This is a genomic window from Desulfogranum marinum, assembly GCF_963675105.2.
GTDB lineage: Bacteria > Desulfobacterota > Desulfobulbia > Desulfobulbales > Desulfobulbaceae > Desulfogranum > Desulfogranum marinum.
Genome location: NZ_CAXXRO010000004.1, coordinates 1117380 through 1138441, shown reverse-complemented (window position 1 = coordinate 1138441; position 21062 = coordinate 1117380). Strand labels below are relative to the sequence as shown.

14 protein-coding genes are annotated in these 21062 nt (G+C 47.1%); 3 read left to right on the top strand and 11 right to left on the bottom strand.

What is annotated here, in order from left to right:
• Positions 1-378: 378 nt before the first annotated feature.
• Positions 379-1833 carry a thio(seleno)oxazole modification radical SAM maturase SbtM gene (sbtM, locus tag ACHZCY_RS13855; RefSeq protein ID WP_319549309.1) on the bottom strand — a complete coding sequence of 485 codons (1455 nt, stop codon included), beginning with the start codon at positions 1831-1833 and terminating at the stop codon, positions 379-381.
• 531 nt (positions 1834-2364) lie between these two features.
• Here sbtM and ACHZCY_RS13850 point away from each other — a divergent pair.
• Positions 2365-4842 carry an AMP-binding protein gene (locus tag ACHZCY_RS13850; RefSeq protein WP_319549308.1) on the top strand — a complete coding sequence of 826 codons (2478 nt, stop codon included), beginning with the start codon at positions 2365-2367 and terminating at the stop codon, positions 4840-4842.
• A 647-nt stretch (positions 4843-5489) separates the two neighbouring features.
• On the top strand, positions 5490-5930 hold the full coding sequence (locus ACHZCY_RS13845; RefSeq protein WP_394713441.1) for an alanyl-tRNA editing protein: 441 nt from the start codon (positions 5490-5492) through the stop codon (positions 5928-5930).
• A gap of 358 nt (positions 5931-6288) precedes the next feature.
• Here the strand turns inward: ACHZCY_RS13845 and ACHZCY_RS13840 are convergent, their stop codons facing one another.
• From ACHZCY_RS13840 to ACHZCY_RS13830, 3 genes are all read right to left on the bottom strand, one after another.
• Positions 6289-6519 (bottom strand): hypothetical protein, encoded by a 231-nt coding sequence (locus ACHZCY_RS13840; RefSeq protein WP_319549306.1) that lies wholly within the window; start codon positions 6517-6519, stop codon positions 6289-6291.
• 150 nt (positions 6520-6669) lie between these two features.
• Positions 6670-9252: a spermine/spermidine synthase domain-containing protein gene (locus tag ACHZCY_RS13835; RefSeq protein WP_319549305.1), complete on the bottom strand. Its 2583-nt coding sequence runs from the start codon at positions 9250-9252 to the stop codon at positions 6670-6672.
• Between the two features lie 101 nt (positions 9253-9353).
• Positions 9354-10979 carry a CehA/McbA family metallohydrolase domain-containing protein gene (locus ACHZCY_RS13830; RefSeq protein WP_205222150.1) on the bottom strand — a complete coding sequence of 542 codons (1626 nt, stop codon included), beginning with the start codon at positions 10977-10979 and terminating at the stop codon, positions 9354-9356.
• A gap of 1297 nt (positions 10980-12276) precedes the next feature.
• On the opposite strand from ACHZCY_RS13830, the gene ACHZCY_RS13825 reads away from it, so the two are divergent.
• On the top strand, positions 12277-14481 hold the full coding sequence (locus tag ACHZCY_RS13825) for a hybrid sensor histidine kinase/response regulator (RefSeq protein ID WP_319549304.1): 2205 nt from the start codon (positions 12277-12279) through the stop codon (positions 14479-14481).
• Positions 14482-14647: 166 nt separating this feature from the next.
• Here the strand turns inward: ACHZCY_RS13825 and ACHZCY_RS13820 are convergent, their stop codons facing one another.
• The 7 genes from ACHZCY_RS13820 to ACHZCY_RS13790 all read right to left on the bottom strand — a co-directional run bounded on the left by ACHZCY_RS13820 (position 14648) and on the right by ACHZCY_RS13790 (position 21054).
• Positions 14648-15211: a hypothetical protein gene (locus ACHZCY_RS13820; RefSeq protein ID WP_319549303.1), complete on the bottom strand. Its 564-nt coding sequence runs from the start codon at positions 15209-15211 to the stop codon at positions 14648-14650.
• Between the two features lie 271 nt (positions 15212-15482).
• Positions 15483-16055, bottom strand: coding sequence for a nitroreductase family protein (locus ACHZCY_RS13815; protein ID WP_319549302.1), 573 nt, complete (start codon positions 16053-16055; stop codon positions 15483-15485).
• Positions 16056-16119: 64 nt separating this feature from the next.
• A complete protein-coding gene (locus ACHZCY_RS13810; RefSeq protein ID WP_205224258.1) occupies positions 16120-17220 on the bottom strand; it encodes an Lrp/AsnC ligand binding domain-containing protein in 1101 nt (366 codons plus the stop codon).
• The gene (locus ACHZCY_RS13805) at positions 17213-17806 is read right to left on the bottom strand and encodes a metallophosphoesterase family protein (RefSeq protein ID WP_319549301.1); all 594 of its coding nucleotides are present in this window, start codon (positions 17804-17806) and stop codon (positions 17213-17215) included. Before ACHZCY_RS13805 ends, ACHZCY_RS13810 begins: the two co-directional genes overlap by 8 nt.
• 343 nt (positions 17807-18149) lie before the next feature.
• Positions 18150-19154 carry a vWA domain-containing protein gene (locus ACHZCY_RS13800; RefSeq protein WP_319549300.1) on the bottom strand — a complete coding sequence of 335 codons (1005 nt, stop codon included), beginning with the start codon at positions 19152-19154 and terminating at the stop codon, positions 18150-18152.
• The gene (locus tag ACHZCY_RS13795; protein WP_319549299.1) at positions 19151-20242 is read right to left on the bottom strand and encodes a vWA domain-containing protein; all 1092 of its coding nucleotides are present in this window, start codon (positions 20240-20242) and stop codon (positions 19151-19153) included. The genes ACHZCY_RS13800 and ACHZCY_RS13795 overlap by 4 nt, the downstream gene beginning before the upstream one ends.
• A gap of 2 nt (positions 20243-20244) precedes the next feature.
• Positions 20245-21054 carry a MotA/TolQ/ExbB proton channel family protein gene (locus ACHZCY_RS13790; RefSeq protein ID WP_319549298.1) on the bottom strand — a complete coding sequence of 270 codons (810 nt, stop codon included), beginning with the start codon at positions 21052-21054 and terminating at the stop codon, positions 20245-20247.
• Between the last annotated feature and the right edge of the window lie 8 nt (positions 21055-21062).

Below are 21062 nucleotides of genomic sequence, written 5' to 3'. Positions count from 1 at the left end.
CACTTTTCCAGAATCTATTAAAAATAGGATGAACGAGGAACGGATGAAAAAACTTGCTGGTTCAGGCCGCAGACTCTTCACGGCCCTGAGTTGCTAAGAGAGACGAAAGCTTAGAACCTAAATCATGCATGTCGATTTTGCCGAATCTGCTTTGTTTGCGAACACTTGAAGTACTACAGTACGTCTGCGTGTACGCAGCCTCGCACTTTCGGCAAACTTGGCAATTGCAGGATTTAGGTAGAACTATATTCCAGCCAGAAAAATATAGAATTTTTGAAACCTCTCAGCACAGGGGAACACAAATTTTTGATCCACCGACAAAATGGTGACGAATCGTGGCGCCTGAAAAATGAACAAAAGGTCAAAAATAACTACCAATCAGTTGTCCTTATCCGACGACACAATGCCCGGGCAATAGGGATCAAGATCAACAAAGGGATCGAGGCCGTGCCCGGCAACTACTGCCATGCACCCTCGGCAGGCAATCTTTATGGTGCAGTCAGCACAGGCTGCACTGCCCCCGCGATATTTTTTCGCCTTTTCCGACTGATAAATTTCCTGCAACGATGTCTTGAAAATATTGCCCATAAGAGAAGGAAATTTTCGACAGGCGTGTACCTCTCCATCAGGAAGCAGCGAAACAAAATTGAAAGCAGCTCCACAGCCAAAACCTGCGCAACCGCCAAACAGCGAATTCTGTGCACAATGATTCATGCGATTAAACAGGTTATCCTTAAAGGCCATAACCGGGTTATCTTTTGCTGCCTCCTGGTAGCGCTTGAGAAAATCCTCATACACCGCAGGTTCAATCGGCTTAAGCGCCGCGCCTTCACCAAACAAGGTCAACCTGTTAAAAACAAACAGATCCGTCTTGTCCCGCAATTGCTCGGCCAGGGGAATAACCTGCTCGTAGTTGGCCTGGGTCAGGGTCAGCATAACCATGGAATAGATCTGCCGTTGCCGCAATATGTCCAAGAAAGCCATAATCCGCTGATAATGCCCCTCCCCTCGGATAGCATCATTATGCGCTTCCAGCCCTTCCAGGCTTACCTGATAAAATTCTGGATGCTGGACAGCAAGAATTTCATCCATAATGGATGCAGACGTTGGATTGCCCAAAATTGCCACCATAAACCCCCGGTCTGCAGCGGCCTGATAGAGGTCTTTGAATCGTGGGTACATCAGCGGATTGCCGCCGGTAAAGGTGATTTGGCCGAGTATATTGTTCTGGTGGCAAAAGCGGTGCATGTCATCAAGCACAGCCAACGCCTTGTCAAAAGGGAGCGGCACCCGGTCGCTCCTGTCGTAGCAGTGCTTACAGTGCAGATCACAAGCCTGGGTGACATGCCACTGAAGGGTAAAAACCGGTGTTGAGCGATATTCCTCATCCGAAAATGTTGTGGGGTACGTATCCTGATCACGGCAAAGAAGTGAAGGGGCTCTGATGATAAGACCATCTTCCACTGCCTGAAAAAGAACTGCTTCAAGAGCACCCACTGTGACGTCTCCCTCACGGGCAGCTTGCGTCAAATCGATTGTTTCATGGACAAGCTTGAGTACCAACAGATCATTGGCTAAAGCAGGCCGACAGTAAACAGCATGGGTGCGCGGGTGCTTCCAGACCAGCACCATCTCCTCACCCGGCTCAGGCTCGCGCTCTTTGCCCAGGGCAATATCTGCCAGACCGATTCCCTGCAGTTCCAGTAACTCAAGAGAAGGATTGACACTGTAGCCCTCCCCGGCAACAATCCGGTCAGCAGAAAATGCCTCACAGCTCTGTACAGCTTCCTGAAGACGGTCCAGTTCGCTCTGAAAAGATTTGTTCCGTATCATACCATTCTCCACACAGTCACCTCTTCTCTAAGAGTACTCCGCTCTGCTTTTTTCACCAGCTTCGGCAGTATCAGATGCAAAGTTTTTGCTTATGCATAGACAAGCATAGACTCCGGGTAAGCGATCTTCCTATGATAAATAGTAATCATTAGAAAAGCATGTACAAACAATGCCAATAAATTGACCATTGATGGGCATTGTCCAAATTTGTCACTCCATGCGATGTTATTCAGCATAAAAAAATTGTGTGCGATGAAACAAAGTGACGCAATGTTCATGAACTATCCGGGGTCGTGCTTTTCAACGTACAATACCATGTATAAGACAACAAGACAGAAAAGTACCAATTCTATCTTTGGCAAGAACTACACACTCGCGAATCAGCGGCTTCCCTTGGGACTATTTTGTTTCTCTATTTTATGCTGATTACCGACACAGTAGGGCAATCCCATTATTGCCCACAAGATCCAGTTAGGGTAGTATAATAGTCTATTACTATCTATTCTTCTCCCTCATAGAGCCTCATAACCCTTGACAATCGATTACACCATGCTGCTCACAGACCATCATAAAGCTGCTGTCATTCTCCCTGACCAAACGATAAGCTACGCCCAGCTTCTGACCGCTATTGCCGGCCTTGCTGATGCCATTACCGGCAACCCTGAAAGGGTACTGATCTTTTCAGAGAACCGCTTGGATTGGATTGCCGCATTTTATGCTGCATGGATGAAACGTTGTACTGTTGTCCCGGTTGACTATCTATCCACCCAGGATGAATTGGAATATATTGCCCGCGACTGTCAACCTGAAGTTATTTTTTGTTCTGCAAAATGCAAGGACACTGTAAATCAAGTCCTTGCGCAACTTGATGACTCTCCTCAGTTGCTCATTTTCGAAGAATTGGACCAACACCTCCCAGCCCCACCGGAGACCATAGAAGTCCCTAACCCTGACCACACAGCTTTGCTTATATACACCTCCGGCACCACTGGAGCGCCCAAGGGAGTAATGCTCTCGTTTACCAACATTCTGGTCAATATAGATGCGGTCACCAAAGGCATTCCCATTTACAACAGGGAAGAACGGGTTTTAATGCTCCTCCCCCTGCATCACATCTTTCCGCTTCTCGGCACAATGGTAGCGCCGCTGTATATTGGCGCTACCATTGCCCTCTGCCCCACCCTCCAGTCCGAAGACATTGTCCAGACCCTGCAAAAAAACAGGATCACGGTCTTGATCGGCGTGCCTCGGCTCTACAAGTTGATCAGCACCGCTATAATGGGTCGAATACAGAGTAACAAAATCGCCGCCCTGATGTACAAGCTTGCTGATAAGGTACAGAGCCAATCGCTGTCTAAGCTGCTCTTTGGGTCTGTGCATAAAAAATTCGGCGGCCATCTCAAGTTCCTGGTCTGCGGTGGAGCGGCGTTGGACCCAGCAATCGGTCAGCAGTTTACCACTCTAGGTTTTGAAGTCTTGGAGGGGTATGGCATGACAGAAGCGGCTCCGATGATAACCTTTACCCGTCCCGGCAAGCTGAAGATAGGCTCAGCAGGGACAAATCTCCCAGGAACAGAAATTGCTATCCGTGACGGAGAGATTCTTGCCAAGGGTAAAAATATCATGCAGGGGTACTGGAAAAACCCGGAGGCAACGGCCGAAGTACTCGAAGACGGTTGGCTTCACACTGGAGATGTAGGTCACCTCGACGACCAGGGACGCCTGTTCATCACCGGCAGAAAAAAAGAAATCCTGGTGCTTTCCAGCGGCAAAAACATCAATCCCGTCCTTCTCGAAGATAAACTTGAGACCATGAGCCAGGCAATTACAGAGGTGGGAATTTTTCTTAAAAACGATATTCTTCAAGCCATCATTCGCCCCAACCTGGCGATGATAAGAGAAAAGGGGATTACCGACATAGAAGGTTACTTCCGCAACCAGGTGCTTGACCAATTTAACCAAAGCGTCTCACCTGCGTATAAAATTATGCAGTTTACGCTGGTTGATGACGAGTTGCCAAGAACACGGCTCTCCAAGCTCAAGCGCTTTCTTCTGCCTCAAATGGCTCAGCAAAAGAGCCAAAAGAAAAAATCTACCAAGCAGCCCAAAGACAAAGAATACACGATTCTCAAGCAATATATCGAATCACTGACCGCACATCCCATTCACCCGGATGACCATCTGGAAATTGATCTTGCCCTGGACTCACTGGATAAAATCAGTCTGCTGGTGTTCATCAAAAACACCTTTGGTCTGGAGATTGCCGAATCCGAACTGATGCAGCACCAGACGCCTGCAGGACTCAGTGCCTATGTGAAGGAAAACAAGGAAAGAATCAGCGTGGAAGTGTTCAACTGGGAACAAATCATCAAAGAAAAAGTCGACCTCCCTCTGCCTCGTACCTGGGCAACAACCGTACTGCTGAAAAATCTGTCCAAGGCACTCCTCTCACTCTACTTTTCCATACGCACAGAGGGGCGTGAGCACCTTCCCGACACCCCTTGCATCATAGCGCCCAACCATCAAAGCTTTTTTGACGGTCTCTTTGTTGCTTCATCACTTTCCAACACCCTGATGAAAAAGACATACTTTTATGCCAAGGAAAAGCACCTGCGCAACAATTGGGTTCGAAAATTTGCCGACCGGCACAATGTAATTGTTATGGATATTCAATCTGATGTCAAAGCTTCTATTCAAAAGACTGCAGCACTTTTAAAAAGCGGTAAAAACATCATGATCTTTCCGGAAGGTACCAGGACGAAGGACGGCGGGCTTGGCGATTTTAAAAAAACCTTTGCCATTTTAAGCAAAGAACTCAATGTACCAGTGGTACCGGTGACCATTAACGGTGCCTTTGCTGCCCTGCCAAGTGGCTCTATTATGCCCAAACCGTTCAGCAAGATTTCCGTCAACTTTCAACAGCCGATTTACCCGGAAAAACACACTTACGAATCCCTCAAGGAGCAGGTATACAAAAAAATTCAATCCTGCCTGCACCATAGCAAATAATGATATAAAGCTTGCGAAGATGGCTTTTAAAACAAAATGAAGACAAAATAAAGTCAGAAAAACAGAAACAACCTGTTGTGTATAGTATTGTGTATGCGCTAATGGCGGGATGGAAAGAGTTGCTAATTGACGTCATGAAACTCACCGACGAAACAAGAGGTTTAAATAAGGATATAGACAAGTTGCAATCTCATCTCGTTGAGGTTGATAAACGAGTTGTCCGGTTAGAGACTCTTGTCGAAGTCTCTACATATCAAGTGATGCAAACAAAATTAACGGAGGACACAAAATAGGCGCTCCCTGCCACTATTGCCGTATCTGTTGCAGCAAAGCGCACGTCTCCACAGAGCCTTTAACGTAATCTGAGCGGAGGTCTCCAGCAATTGACTCAAACCATATGCTAGTGTTTTGCTTCAGCTGGAATTGAGTGAATGTTTACATTTCTTTTTTTGCAGCCGGAAAGGTTTGATTTATAAAATGGGATAAACGAATTTATTTGCTTTCGGTGTTGATTGGTCTTTCCTTTTACGAAGGATGCTTGATCCCCTATACATCTCGCCGTAATGATCTTTCAGGAAGCCGTGATTCGCACTGCCCATGTGATCACGACTTTCTTTTCCCACCTTAAAAAAATATACATTATCAATATGTCAAAATCGTACGTTCCACGCATGCACTCGGCAGAACACATTCTCAATCAGGTCATGGTCAGAAAATTTGAGTGCGGGCGCTGCTTCAGTGCTCATGTGAACAAGAAAAAGTCCAAATGTGATTACCATTTTGGTCGTGAATTGACAGATGTCGAGGCCCAGCAAATTGAGGCGGCGGTAAATGAGGCTATCTTAGCCGATCTGGTGGTGGGTGCAGAAATGATATCTTTGGCCGAGGCCGCAAAACTCTACAATCTCACGCGTCTTCCAGATGGTGCAAAGGAAATTCGGATTGTTCATGTAGGCGATTTTGACGCTTGCCCCTGTATTGGCGAACATGTTAAGCGGACATCAGAAATCGGTACCTTCCTGCTATCCTCCCATGATTTTAACGATGGCGTCTTGCGAATACGTTACAAGCTTATCGACTCCAAATAGTTTCAGTAAGCAAAAAATCCCCGGTCCGTCTATTTTTCCAAACTATATCTGCCACTTCTGGGTGAAAAACTTTGGGTAGTGGAATCACCCCTTCCACTCTGGTTTAAGCAGATATCAATTTACGGCATTTTTCGCCGTAAAAAGCCGGCGATTAAATTTTGTAGTGTTGGCACCGTGGAGGCACATGCTGAAGATGGAGCAACTCTCCAGTCTGACAGGCCAGGACCTTACAGGAAGAAAGTCTAGTAGAGATACTGTTAGGATAATCAGACCTTCGATGTGGCAATGTTAGCGTATTGCTGTGAGGCGCGCGGTCGTTTTGCGCGTCCTTACCAGCAACGGGTTAATACTTATACTATTATATCTTTCCTTCAGATAGTTTTGCTCTAAGTTCGTCATGCCGCTGCTGCAAGTCCTCATACAATGGATGAAGCGACTTTTCTGAATGGCCTAGTGCCTGCACAACTTCACCCGGCAGAGTATCTTTTAAAAACCGATCCCATAAGTCAACGAATTCAATTAGCTTTGGAAAATGTTTTAACGTGCTCTTTTCAGCCAGCCACATATTATTTTGTATGATTTCAAACATCTTATGGTAAGCAGGAATGTCCTCATTCCTAAGTTTTTTTATTGTTGTAATCAATTATCTTACAGAACTGTTCTCTCCGTGTTTCAGAAAGTTTTCTTAATTCATCAGGCTACCCTTCAAATCCTGCACATAAAAGATGGGTCTGTTTGGCTATTCAGCAAATATCTTTTGTTGGAGTAATGCAGCTTCACGCTTCATGGGGTTTACCCGAATCAAGTCATTTAACAGCTGGTATGAAGCGTCCCTGTTATATGGGTAAATTTCGTAGGCAATTGAAAGCAGTGGATAATATGCAGCAGAAAAATCGAGGCTTTGTCGTATTACTGCCAGAAGCGGTTCCCTTGCCGATTCATAAAGCTTTTGTACATCCCTCGTTTTCTCAATTTTCGTTCCCGCCAAAAGGAAGGAATTTCTTGCTTTCCAGTAGGCCTGTAATCGCTCCTTTGCCAGGTAATCTTCCTCGGTAATATAATCGGCCAAAATATCTTCAGGAGAGGCCGGCCCCAGCTCATTGACCAGGCTGATGAGCCGTGTATAGGGAGGCTCCTGTTCGGAGTAGAGAAATCTGGGGGCCTGGTAGATAACCACAGGATGGTCGTCGCTGTTTATCGATGCACCACCACTGTATTCTTTTAGCGATGCATTTCCGGCAAGAAAGGTTCCGAACAAACTGTAGAAGCTATCATACTTAAGTGGAAGCACCTTTTTTCTTATAGCCGGATCCCGCATCTTCTCCCTGAACCACTTCTCAGGGTATCTTAGTGCGGAAGTGCTTCCCACAAGCCCGATAATCGGGTTGGTAATACTGTAATGAGCAAGGTATGCCTGCCCTTCCGGGAATACTTCCATAAAGGTTCGAATAATCACTTTCAGGGTCGCGAGATTCATCTGGTAGAGTGGCAGCCATTGGCAAAACAGGCCGTCTTCAGTAAGGACATTTCTGATCGAGCGGAAATGCTCTAGGCTATAAAGTGCTCCTGCGCCGTCCCGAGCCGGATGGAAAAGATCGGCGATAACGACGTCATATTTTTTCTCGGTTGCCGTTACATAGCGCCTGGCGTCCCCACTCACTATTCTCAGGTTCTTCGCCTGATCAAGGTCACCGGAGGCTTTTTGAAAATGTTTCGTCGCCTTGATAACTTCGGGGATCAACTCGACTGCTTCGGCCTGCAGGCCCGGATAATCTGCGGCGCCGGAGAAGGTTACCCCGGTCCCCAGCCCCAGAAAGAGTGCGGACTCCGGTCTTTCGCGCAACAGCAGGGGTAACTGGGCCTGACGGAGGTCGGAGTATACCGATGATGTGCCACCCATTTGGAATTGGTTATTCACCTTCAGGTGAACGTTTTTATCGGAATCCTGAATTACCGAAACGGTTGCCGTAATTCCTTCTTGGTAGGAAACGAGGACATCGTCCCGGTCGGTTGTGATAAACCGGTACGGATTTTGGTCGAAAAAGAGCATCCCGAGCATAATAACCGGGACCAGGGCAGCTCCCGCCGACAGGGTTCTAAGCCGTGGGATGAGGAGTAAGTAGCATCCGGCAAGGGCGAGCAAGACAGGTTTCAAGCCAAAGGCCGGCAACAGGTAGATTCCTGCCAAGGGAGGAGCCACTGTTCCTCCGAGTGTATTCAGGCTTAAAGCCTTGCCGACACCTCCTGAAGGTTTTTTGAGATGTTGTGCGAGATGACTGAAGGTTGCCCCCATTAGAATGGTTGGCAAAAGAAAGATAATGATCCCCAGCAGAGTCTCGGAAAGAATTGCCTGTCGGAACCCCTCACCCAACGATCTGTGGAGTGAAATGAAAATGTCCTCAGCATGAGGGAGGACAATGATTGAGAGCAAACAAAAGGAAGACGTAGCGACAACCAGTACGGTCAGTCCTTGAGTGAATTCAAAACGGCGGCCAAAGCACTGGTAGAGCATCGATCCGATCGCTGTTCCCGCCAGGTAAACCGAAAGCAGGAGTGTGAAGGTAAAAACCGTGTTTTCAAGCATCTGGCTTAAGGCCCGCACCATAACCACCTCAAACGTCACACCCAGGAAACCGGTTACGATGAGTGTTATAAAAATCCTGGTGTTTGAGAATATTGCGTCTTTTGCCGTCCCTGCAGAGATAGGTTGATCCACGAGTTGTTTTTGCAGGGTGCTCCACACACCGGCAGCGCAGAGGATGTTGCAGAAAATCAGTATGTATGAGGCGGCAGTAATACCAAGTGACGGGATAAGGCGGAACGAGACCAAAACGGTACCTGCCATAGCACCCATTGTGTTTATGCCATAAAGGCCGGCAACCGAAAATTCGTCCTTGAGTCGGGTAAACAACCTGTCCATGGCGGCTAGGGTTCCTCCCATGGCGGCTGTTGCCGGCAGAAGAAGGATAAAGACACAGAGAAAAACTGTGAGCCAGTGATGGAAAAAGGTCGGTTCCGCACCAATCAGGGACGCAACGAGTGGGTTGATGACCGGAACTAGGGTGGTAAGTAATAAGGCCCATCCACCGATTATAATTTCAAAGGCCATGTACCAGAGTCCGGGAACCCGACTTCTGCTGACCGGTCTGTCAAATACCCATCCGCCAAGACAGATTCCGCCGAAGAAAGCACACACCACAGCGAGCATACTGGAGATTTCGTGTCCGAGACTAACCGAAAACATCCTGGTCCAGAGGATTTCGTAGCCCAACCCTGCCAGACCGGAAAGAAAAAAAACGAAATAGAGGTAGATAAGTCGCATACGCCCAGTCGATAGATGAAAATGTCCTAAAAAAAAACGTGCGGGCAGTTTCCCGCCCACACATTCATGAAACCACGTTACTTCAACGGTGTCGGAAATATTTACTCAACCTCGATGTATATTGGGTTGGAGTAGAACCACAGATCGGCATACGCTTCAGCAACTTCATCCAGCTTGCTGTTGGTTGCAATGGTAACATTTTCCTGAAGCAGATCCTCAAGCTCTACTGCGTCCATGAGTGAGTAGATTTTGTCGCTTGCCTCGGAATCGGCGAGCGGGTTGCCGTCTTCATCGGTCTCAAACGGTACGTTTGCCGGGAGGTTGGTGCCGCGGAGGCGGAGGAACATGGACTTTTCAACTTTGAAGTTAAGGACATAGGTCATGTAACCGTCCTTGTATGAACCTCCATTACGCTCAAACGTTCTGATAACCTGGGTATCGGTTCCATAATCGGTTGCAACGACGTCTTCCGGATTTGTTACCGGTGCATTTCCGGTAATGGTACCGGCGATCAGGTCGATATGATCTAGTTCCGGCATATTCAGCGGCTGCTCGATACCTACCTGGTCTAGGGAAGGATTCAGCATGTCAAACGGACAGAAGTTCGTTCCGACAGGATCGTGTACCTTGATTTTAATCTGAACGTGGTCGCCCGCCTTCACCTTGAGGGTCTCACCCATCATGGCGCTGCTACCTTTGCTCTTTGCAGTAAACTGCAGCTCGTCGATCAGGTCGCCCTGAACGTTCCAGCTGTTACCTGAACGGTTACCATCGAAAACTGCCTGGATCTTGTCTTTAGCATCATTATTGATGTAGGTGTAGGTCTTTTGATACTCGCCCGGCCAGAAGTCGGAACCGCCGGTTGACCAATGATTATGGAAGTCTGAACTCGCAAAGTTGAAGAATTTACGTCCCTCGGCAGCAAGCGCATCCCACAGTCCACCTATGGTTGCAACGTAGAAACCGGTACCGCCGTAGGTGCCACCACCCAGAGAGCCGCGGCTGAAACCACGATCGCCTGAAGTCTGGTGCCCAGGTGCACCCTCGAAACCGATAGCGACATCCGGACCTGCATCCATCCAGTTACGGAAGTCCTCAATATGGTAACTCCAGGCACGCTCTACATGGGCAGGTACGACCCAGGCATCACCAAAACCTTGATCTTTCATAGCCTGCATCCACTCAACACCGTAGATAGCATCGTCTTCAGTGTCGTTGGTTTTGGCAAGTGTGCCGAAACCATCCAGCAGTCCTTCTTCGCCGTCGCGGCTGGTATCGTCGTCGGAACGGTCAAAACGGTACTCGAATTCGCTGATTGCGGTAGCGGTACTATCGTATTGATATATTGCGGTGGAACAATGCTCGTGGCCCGGAACATTTTGCTCAAGACCGCTGATGACGATTTTGTCGCTGTACTCTTCACGAGTAGTCTCAATATTGGGATAGACATAGTCACGTAGACTCTGCCACCGCCACATTTCCTGGTGGCTACCACTTGCTTCATAGTCACCGAGTATCGGGTTTGTCGGGTATACCTCTGTGTCGTCCCAATAGTTACCGTTGCCGTCTCGGTTGCGCTCTCCTCCGTGTTCAGAGTTCGCCCACCAGTCAAGCCCGTAGCTTGCGTTTTCTTCCATTACCTGCATGAACGGGTAGGAACCGTCGGTGTACAGGGTGTGCTGGTGAAAATCACCGGCCAGATACTCTCCGGCCGATACAGAGCCCACGATAGCGACCGGCGAACCCACGACCGCCGCCAATGCCAGAATTTTCAGGTAATTCTTCCGAATCATCACTTTCCCCTCCCTTTGGGTATACAATCTGAAATCTTGATTGATAATGAAACAGCTTGTACTTCTCTGTAAAACAATTAGGTGTAGGGGCAATTATCCGCTGAAAAGATCAGGAACAGTTATGTACTGTCCTGGTTTATTTTAGTGTTATTGCAACACATACATTCGGAATTGCCTTCCCACCCTAGATCTTCGAACATTATCTAACTTGCATTTGTTCGGGTTGAGTTTTTGGGGAGTTAGTTTTTGATTTCCGTATTGTTTGAATGATTTCAAAAAAAATAATATGTATTGCCGGGCGGAAGAAGAAAACCAAAAACGATGCAAATATGCCAAGTGCATAGGGGGGAGGACAAACGGGGGGGGCTGCGCTCTACTTCTTTTATCCAATAGTGCGCAGGACAGGCGAATGGGGTTACTTGTTAAGATCGACGTTTTCTTTCTCGTGTTCACTACCAGAAAACGTAATCATGATCGTTGCGGGATGAATCATGTTGCATGTGGCATACGATGAATGTTTCAAAGTTCAATTTTATCCTGCTCGATCATATTTTTAGCAGAAGCCTTCCGCCTAGAACTTTATGGTTTAGACTGTGGGTCCTACAGGGATAACCTTTACCGCAATGCTGGAGACTAGCGTAGGCAATTGTAACCACTAGCGAAATCGAATGACTTATGACTATTCCTGTGAAGGTCCTGGCCTGTTAGACTGGAATGTTGCCCCATTTTCAGCATGTGCCTCCACGGTGCCAACACTACAAAGTTTAATCGCCAGCTTTTTTGCGGATAAAAATGCCGTAAATTGATATCTGTTAAACCAGAGTGTAAGGGTTGATTTTACTACCCAAAGTTTTTCGGGTCTTTGTCATAGTTGCAGAACAAATCTGTTTCATGGGATCTACTAACTATTAATTTCATTTTCCCTTCGCTCACGATTTACCTAACTTTGACCATTAGCAAACCTATGATGTTAATTAATGGTTCCTCTACTGCACTGATCAGTAACAAATAGCTACCTTTTTGCAGGAGGCAACAATAAGTCCGGCCAGAAATTTTGCGATGTTACTCTGTACTTCTGGAGAAAATAAGTTTTATACTGAAAAAGAATTGTGATGTTATCACTTGCATCGAAGGCAATATAAGATTTTACAGTCACTCTACTGTATAAATGCCTTTGGCATTTTTTTCTGTGACAACGAAACAACATTAAGCTGATGCATAAAAATAGTACATGAACAATTATCAGTCGATTTTTGAAAGCGCCGCTGAAGCCATCATTATCTGGAATGAGTCTACTAATATAATAAAGGTCAACCCGTCGGCCTCTAGCTATCTCGGTTACTCTTGCGGTGAGCTGGAAGCCATGCAGGCTGACCATCTGGAGTCCTCGGAAAAACGTCAACAATTTCCGCAACGGGTCAGAACCTTGCTCGAGCATGGGCATATTGCATATGGAACAATCTTGCTACATAAGGACAAAACCCATCTCCAGGTAGCAGTGAGCGCAAGTAGAATAGTTTGGGATAACCAAACTGCATTCTGCAGTATTTACCACTTCCTAGACGAAAGCCAAGCCCGCTTCTGTGCTATCACCGATTCAACCAAGGATGCCATCATGATGATGGACGAAAAAGGGCTTGTGTCTCTCTGGAACTCCGCCGCGGAAAAGATTTTCGGGTATGCTGATTCTGAGGTAATGGGCAGAAACCTGCACACTTTGCTGGCACCGTCTCGATATCACCAGGCGCATATAACAGCCTTTCGTAGATTTCAGCAGACAGGGGAAGGCAATGCTATTGACAGGACTCTTGAGCTGAAAGCATGCCACAAGGATGGTCATGAGGTAAACATTGAGCTTTCCCTATCCAGGCTCCATATGTCTGGCGCATGGCATTCTCTCGGCATTGTCCGTGACATTACAGAACGTAAGAGGGCTGAGCAGAAACTCAGAGAAAGTGAGGAGCGCTTTCGGGTTCTTCATAATGCGTCCTTTGGTGGAATTGTTATCCACGATCAAGGTATTATAATTGACTGCAACCAGGGACTCTCAAAAATAAGTCAATATACTATAGAAGAGCTGATAGGGATGAACTGTCTTCAGCTAATTGCCCCCGACTGGAGGTCGATAGTCATGGATAAAATCCACTCGGGTTATGAAGCAAACTATGAGGTGGAGGGCTTCCGTAAAGATGGTACGACCTATCCGCTCAGCATTCGCGGTAGCAATATTCCATACAAGGGGCACGAGATTCGGGTAGCTGAATTTCGTGATAGCACTGAGAGTAAGCAGCTGGAGGATCAGCTCATACAGGCACAGAAAATGGAATCTATCGGCACCTTGGCGGGAGGGATTGCTCATGATTTTAATAATATACTCAGCGCTATTCTCGGATATGTAGATCTGGCTCGCAGCTTAACCCCAGCAACCTCACCAGCGAAGAAGTCGCTAGATAAAGCGTTGAAAGCAATCAAACGGGCGACTTTGCTGGTCCACCAAATTTTGGCATTCAGCAGGCAGAAAGACACCAAACGAGTGCCGTTGCAGGTCGCTCCGATCATTAAAGAAGCCACCAAGCTACTGCGTCCGATGTTGCCTTCCACAATCGAGATAAACCAACAAATCAAGGAAGATTCCTGGTCCATTCTTGCTGATCCGACACAGGTTCATCAGATCTTAATGAACCTGTGCACCAATGCATGCCATGCCATGGAGATGACAGGGGGGACTCTCACCGTTACACTGAAGAATATAGACTTTACCCTTTTGGATGTACAGCAACAGCCAGGCGTCCAACCCGGCCAATTTGTCATACTGTCAATTGGCGATACCGGTCCTGGTATTCCGTTTGAAGTAAGAAAGAAAATTTTTGATCCATATTTTACGACCAAAGCTGTTGACAAGGGTACAGGAATGGGGTTGGCCATTGTTCATGGTATTGTTAAGAAATACGGAGGATTCATTACAGTTGATAGCGAACAGGGAAAGGGGGCCTGGTTCCATATTTATCTACCCGCTGTTGAGCAGGCAGAGTCTTCAGAGGATGTTGAAGATTTAATGATTAAAGGAGACAATAAGCGGATTCTGCTGGTGGATGATGAGGAAACAGTTGCCGACATAGGCCGGGCAATATTGGAGTACCTGGGGTATGAGGTGACGGTTTTCACAAGCAGCGTAGAGGCATTCAGCGTTTTTCAGCAGGACCCGTTACTGTTTGATGTGGTGATAACCGATCAGACCATGCCGGCAATGACCGGGTTTGATCTTGCCCAGCGGATGTTGGCGATACGGTCAGACATTCCCATAATTATCTGTACTGGTTACAGCAACACTCTCTCTGAAGAAAAAGCGCAAAAATTAGGGGTCCGAGCGATCGCCATGAAACCTTTTGCGATCAGCGACCTTTCAAAAATCATCCGCAAAGTTATTGACGAATAGGCAATCTCATGCAGGAGCAGATCGAAGATTTGCAATGCCTATACTAAACTATAGCAAGGCAAGACACATTAACATGTTTCCTGTTTAAGTTCAAATTCACCAAACAGGGTGACATTGTCAACGGAGCGAAAAAGAAAATGCCTTTTGCTTTGCGCCGGTTTTCTTATTAAAATTCGAAAAGAATAAACTTTTCAGGTTTTTTATCTCTCTGTATAGGGACAAAACGAAACGAGGAGGTGTCGAGTTCTTCCCATTGTTGAGCGTTTAGTTTACTGGATAATGGCCGATAATAAAATGCCAGCTTCATTTTCCGGATAGGCTCATCGGCTTTCAGCTTTATAGTGATATCTTTGTGCTTCCATTTGTAAACCAAGAAGTTGTCCATTCTCGTTTTCGCTGCTGGAAGCCCGTACAGTGATTTCATGTGAGTTAATAGTTTGTCATACACCTCAATGGATTCAATATTGAGATATACGCCAAAAAGCTGGTCTTGATAAAACCCGTATATTACATTCTCAATCGACACATCACCAATCGTATAGGTTTCTCCAGGCTTGGTGTAATAACCGACCTCGCCTTTTTCACCCAGTTTTGATAGTCCGGCATACCTAGATGCACTCTCGCCCCACCTGTATTCCGAAATCCCTTCATGCAGCTCTGCCGCGCCTGCAACTATTGCCAATACCAACACCAGAGTTATCAAAAAAATTGCCGATATGTTGTGCATCATTACCTTCGTCTCCTTTCAATCTGGTTTGCTAGCGTTGGGTGGTGCAGTAAGTTCCAATATATAATAAACTGTAACGTGTTGTTTTGAGATCAGCTTTGCGGCTAATTAACGTCTTAAGATTGCCTGGTCACAAAAAGCTCATCCGTTTTTTTCATTGATATTTAAAAAATTCTGTTCCGGATGAAAACAAAAGAAAACTATACATATAATTCTAAACAGTTAGACGGGACCATAAATTTCAAGAAAAAGTTCGCAACACCTAATAACGTTGTTAATACCTATTAAAGCTGCACATTTCTTCGACCCTTTTTCGTTGTTTATTTCGCAGCCGATATCCTGGAGGAGGATAGCCCAGGGAAATAACCAAACCGATCCTGATCCGGGCCGGGATATGGAGTAATTTTCTAATCCGCTGCTCATCAAACCAGCCCAGCATACAGGTGCCAAGCCCCAGCTCGGCAGCCTGCAAACAAAAATGTTCAGCAACAATCCCGATATCGATTAAGGGGAAATCACGTTTTTTCAACAATCCCCCTATCTGGGTGACCACCCTCGTTTTTTCAATGGCTATCACTACCAACACAGGTGCTTGAGGTACAAATTTATTAAAAGATACCATGGTGCTGAAGGTGGCATCAGCAACCTGATCTTTCAAGGCGGGATCGGTGACAAAAATTAATTTCCATGGCTGACCATTGCTCGCAGAAGGCGCTAAACGCGAGGCTTCTATCAACAGGTGCAGCTTTTCTTGTTCCACCCCCCTGTCCTGATAAGCACGCACACTTTGCCGTGATAAGACAAGATCCATAAAATGCCCTGTCTGCTTTTTTTCATCGTGCTTCATACATCCACCTCTGCGTTACGGGCAGCCGTCTTCATGCCTCTACACAACGCTTTTTGCAAAAGCATTACCGCACCTCTTTCTTCCTCACCCTGGAAACTCCAGGAATCAAGGTTTGCGACCCTCTTACCCCACGTAGGTTCCGAACATGACTATGGGTAAACTGGGAGATCAACTCGGCATCCGAGGTCAACAAATCCCGCATCAACGTTGCTTTCACAATCAGGTCGATTGAACCGTGCACCGAGTGTACTTCGTCTACCTCGTCAAGCTGTAACAATTTATCCATGATATGATTTTCATGGCGCCCTTCAATATTCAGCAAGATAAAAAAGGTTATTTCCCGCCTCATCTCCGGATACTCTGCTTCCCTGTATTCTGCCATTTTTGTTCTGAACTCCTCCATGCTTTTGGGAATCAATCGGTCAATGCCGATACCGTAACGACGCTGCTTGCTGAGCTCCCATTGATGCACCGAAATATACAGACAGAGATCATCCACGGTACGCCTGGGAAAGGAATCAGCCAGCCCACTGCCTGCCACCATCGAATATAAAGGCTTATAGATGGTTCGATACCAGTCAATCGCGGCATGGCTATAATCGACCTCCTGATCCGCTGTTTGCGCCAGGAACTCTTGATGGGCCATAATCTGCTGCTCCAAATGGGTAAATTGACCAAGTTCCGTCAAATCGATGGTCTCGGTCAATCCTGCCTTATCACGAAAAGCAATCTTCTCTCTATATAAAATATTTTCATAGGTGTCTGCACCGGGCAGCAGTTCTAATATACACGCCTGTATGTGTTTATGGCCAAGCTCCCTGGCGGCAGTAACCCGGTGGTGGCCATCGAGAATAAAATAATCATCTTTGATCTGATATAAAGAAACAGGGGGCATAGGCTTACCTTTCACCATGGCCCTGAGAATGCCTTGGAGACGTCCGCTGTCCTCTTTTCGCTTGGGCCTGAACCGGCTGTCAAAATCGTGGTAACGCCCTACGGTACCAACAATTTTTTCCAAGGGGATGCTGCAGACCCCCCTGTTAATTGACTCAAATGCCTGTTCTGAGGTCTGGACAGTATCAAAATGTTGCAGTTCTTTAACCGGTTCCACCGGTTCAAAGCGGATAAATATCCTGCTCAAACTTTTTTTAATACCGTCAAACATTGAGTATATACCACCCATAACAATTAATAATCCGGGTATTCCCTAACTGATGCACCCTTTCACTGTCATCGTGAAACAACGCATGGATATGACCATGGAGGAGATAGGCCGGCTGGTATCGTTTAACCAAGCCACGAAAACAACGGAACCCACGATGGCATGGATCTTCGGCATCACCTATCTTGCGGGGAGGAGCATGGGTAACCACAATATCGATCCCCTTGATGCGCCACAGCCCGAACCAAAGCCGAAAAATAAAATTGCGCATCTGTGCTTCTGTATATTGATTCACCCCTCCATTATACCAACGAGATCCGGCAAGCCCCAGGATTCGGAATCCATGATAGGAAACTATACGGCGGTGTATATCAAGACACCCCTCCGGCGGTGAGGCCTCATAACGAATATCATGATTGCCCATTACGTAATAGACCGGTACCCCGGTGCGCTTACTGAGCAACGTTAAATATTCGGGAGGGAGATCACCGCAGGAAATGATCAGCTCAACCCCCTGTATATCAGGACTGTCTTTATGATCCTCTGCTAATTCCGGCACCACGGCATCAGCTACAACAAGAATTTTCATAATCAAAAAATAAGTACGCTGTGCAATATATTCAAATGACTTAAGACAGAGTCACCCTTTAGTTTGACACCACATATTACCTAAATTCTGCACGTCGAATGTTAGAAAAAATAAATTCTACTTTAAAAAACAACATATTGAGCAGACAATTGATTTGAAGTTCTATTCACTGTTTGAGTGAACCTATTTTTTCTCACCTTCAACGCCCTTCGGGATCGGCAATTTCACCAAATCTGCTACGTTACCGAAGGCTTGAAGTATTTTTATACGTCTGTGCCTCCGGTGCCTCACATCTTCGGCAGGTAGCGTAGACTCCGAAATTTCCAATTGCAGAATTTAGGTATTACTTGTCAAGATTAGTCAGGCCGACAAAACTGCCATTATTATCTTCAGCAAGGCGCCGCATCAACGCTGCGAACCTGATCACATTGTTTTCCGCTCCGGACTGGGCAAACAGCACCGGAAAACCTATGGCATGGATACGTACCCTTTTATTACCCGACATATCACGTTGATTCATCTGGGTAACGGTATTGACCACGGTTTGAATCGAGCCCCTTGAAAAATCATCGCCAAAGACATAAAGAGATATCTTTTTCTCTTTACTGTAAAAACGCCTAATCGCGCTCGTAATTCCTTCCACCGGGCTTGAGTTGGAAAAAGGGGCCCATGATGCCAGACGCCTGAGAACAGCTTTTCGCCTTGCCGGGGTATCGGCAATCCAACGACCACTGTATTGGGAAAACATATACTCGCCCATGTCATTCATCACCTGCAGCCCTTTGACCCGGGGGTGGACATCCAATATTTCCGTCATTTTCCGACGCACCATCGGCCAAGCAAATTTTTGCATGGAACCGGAAGTATCAATCACGAAAATAATATATTCGCTATCAACAGGAATCCCACCTATCGGTTGTTGGGACACCGTCCGTATTCGTTGCTGCCGCTGGAGGCGCTGCATTTCCTCTGTCAACTGTTGTCTGGCTGTTTGCAACTTCTGCTCTGCTATTGCCACTGCCTCACTACTTTTGCTGTGGCCGGCAATACGTTCCTGCATCCGGACAAGACCGGCAACATTTTCAGTCAGTTGCCGGTCGGCTTGTTCGAGCTGTTCCTGATGTTGAAGAAGCTGTTGCCAGACCTGCTTTGCCTCCTCACGAACAGCAGTAAGTTCGTTCTCCAGAGCGGCAAGCTCAGCATGCCGATCACGAGCCATGGTTTGCGCGACCTGCGGTTCGGAAATTTTACTGATAACCAGCAGCAAGATAAGAGCCCCGAAGCCGCAGGACACAACATCGAGAAAGGAGAGGTTAAATATTTCCACGCTACGCAGTTTCTTTCTCATGGCCAGTCCCGAGTAGGCGTTAAAAAAGATCCGTTTGTCTTCACTGCAAGCTCCCAGAAAAGGGTGGCTGCCAGTGGATCGCCTTCCATGGGGAACAAAATGGTATTCACAGGTATGTTGGCAGGCAGTTTTTGTATGGCTTCTTTATAAAAAGACATCCTTTTTTTTCCTGAAACAGCACCGGACGTGGCCCCTCTGTTACCTTGGGTGGGTAAACCATCGGTGAGCAAAATACAGTTGTCCGGGGCAGGATTCAAGGCAGCCAGCGCGGCAAAGGCCTTTGTTAAATGTGTACCGCCGGCGGGAACCATCGTTTGCAGCTTCTCTACCATTGTATCGACGGCCTGCCTGTTGCCGACAGCTACCCAGTCATCATTTCCCAAACGAACAGGGACAGTGTTGAAAGCCAGGATCTGGGTATCGGCACCTTGCGGCATATTAGCCAGCAACCAGGCAACGGTTTTTTGTGCCTGCTGCCATTTTCTGGAATTACGTTGAACGTCTTTGCTCATATTCCGTCTTCGCAGCACATTGACCACTGTTTCATCAAGCATAGAGGCGCTCACGTCCACCAACAGGGCAATTCTCCTGCCACCCAGCTGCAGCCCAGTAAGATACTGCCGCCTCCCTTGTCCGGCAAAATGCCTTACCTGCCCTTCGCTTGCCGACGACTGCACCTCCCTTTTGTCGAGCTGCCGACGCTCCGTATCCAAAACCTTTAAAGCCTTCTGCGCCTGCTCAAGCTTACGTCGGTCTGTTGATGCCTGCTGCAACTGAGCGGCAAGCCGCTTCTCCTCTGCCTGTGTCTGCTGCCTGACGGATGCAAGTTCCTGCCTGGACTTTGCCAGAAGTTGCTTTTTTTGGGCGAGCTCCGCCTTCATTTCCGTAAGGTGTTCGCTTTCAGCTTTTACTGTCAGGGCTGCACGTTCAGCCTCTGCTGTCAGGTCCTCTAGCTGCTGTTTTCGATGGGATAACGTATTGGCATGGACAATGAGTACCAGCAGTACCACCGCCCCAAAGCCGCAAAACATTATATCAAGAAAGGCAAGGTTAAACGAAGAGATGGGTCGACGATGACGGAGAGCCATGATTACGGCCGAAAAGGATGCGCCCGTAGCCGTGCTATTAAGTTACGGTCGCAATAACTCTCAGTATCCAGCACCAGTCGATCCTGGAGCAACTGCAATTGATGAATAAAAAACATTAAGACAATGGAGATTACCAGGGCAATAAAGGTAGAGTTAAAGGCAACTCCGAGATTTTGGGTAACCCCGGTAATATCGCCTTCAACCGCTTTGTTGGCAAGAGACAAGGCAGCGCCGATCCCACGAACAGTGCCGATAAATCCCACCGACGGTATGGCCCAGGCAATATAGCGTATGGTGGAAAGTTCCGCCTCTAAACGCTCCCCTTCCGAGGTACAGACATCACGCAGGGCTGTTGCTGCATCCTGCACATTATGCGTGGCGCCAAAACGCCTGATTGCAGCATCAAGGGCCCGAGAAAGCAGATAGGTCTCCTTCTTGCCGGAAAGTTCCTGAATACGATGCTTTACAGCGGTGGCATCCTCCGGCCCCAGCGGCAGTGTTTCCGGCAGCTGGAGTAAATCCACGTCAAGCTGTCGCCGCTGCTGCCAGGTACTGACACCTTTAAACCCTAAAATGGCCATTGCCCACAGCATAAGGACCAGGCAGGCTTCCTGCTCGTAATCTTTGAGCACTACATAAAAATTACGTTGCTGCACATAATCAGGATCAACAGCCAGCTGCTGCTGTTCCTTGATTTGAAAGAGTTCTGCCTCCGGCCTGATAACGGTCACAAAAGCCCCATGGACAAGAATAAAAGCCGTTAGCAGGGAAAAAATCTGATAGAAAAATTCAAAAGGGATTTTTTTCGGCATCCTGTTCA

Bases quoted from the DNA above. Each gene is read 5' to 3' on its own strand.
- ACHZCY_RS13805 (WP_319549301.1), bottom strand. From the start codon at position 17,806: ATGAAAATTCTTGTTGTAGCTGATGCCGTGGTGCCGGAATTAGCAGAG.
- ACHZCY_RS13840 (WP_319549306.1), bottom strand. From the start codon at position 6,519: ATGTTTGAAATCATACAAAATAATATGTGGCTGGCTGAAAAGAGCACG.
- ACHZCY_RS13800 (WP_319549300.1), bottom strand. From the start codon at position 19,154: ATGAGAAAGAAACTGCGTAGCGTGGAAATATTTAACCTCTCCTTTCTC.
- ACHZCY_RS13820 (WP_319549303.1), bottom strand. From the start codon at position 15,211: ATGATGCACAACATATCGGCAATTTTTTTGATAACTCTGGTGTTGGTA.
- ACHZCY_RS13790 (WP_319549298.1), bottom strand. From the start codon at position 21,054: ATGCCGAAAAAAATCCCTTTTGAATTTTTCTATCAGATTTTTTCCCTG.
- ACHZCY_RS13845 (WP_394713441.1), top strand. From the start codon at position 5,490: ATGTCAAAATCGTACGTTCCACGCATGCACTCGGCAGAACACATTCTC.
- ACHZCY_RS13795 (WP_319549299.1), bottom strand. From the start codon at position 20,242: ATGGCTCTCCGTCATCGTCGACCCATCTCTTCGTTTAACCTTGCCTTT.
- sbtM (WP_319549309.1), bottom strand. From the start codon at position 1,833: ATGATACGGAACAAATCTTTTCAGAGCGAACTGGACCGTCTTCAGGAA.
- ACHZCY_RS13825 (WP_319549304.1), top strand. From the start codon at position 12,277: ATGAACAATTATCAGTCGATTTTTGAAAGCGCCGCTGAAGCCATCATT.
- ACHZCY_RS13835 (WP_319549305.1), bottom strand. From the start codon at position 9,252: ATGCGACTTATCTACCTCTATTTCGTTTTTTTTCTTTCCGGTCTGGCA.
- ACHZCY_RS13815 (WP_319549302.1), bottom strand. From the start codon at position 16,055: ATGAAGCACGATGAAAAAAAGCAGACAGGGCATTTTATGGATCTTGTC.
- ACHZCY_RS13810 (WP_205224258.1), bottom strand. From the start codon at position 17,220: ATGTTTGACGGTATTAAAAAAAGTTTGAGCAGGATATTTATCCGCTTT.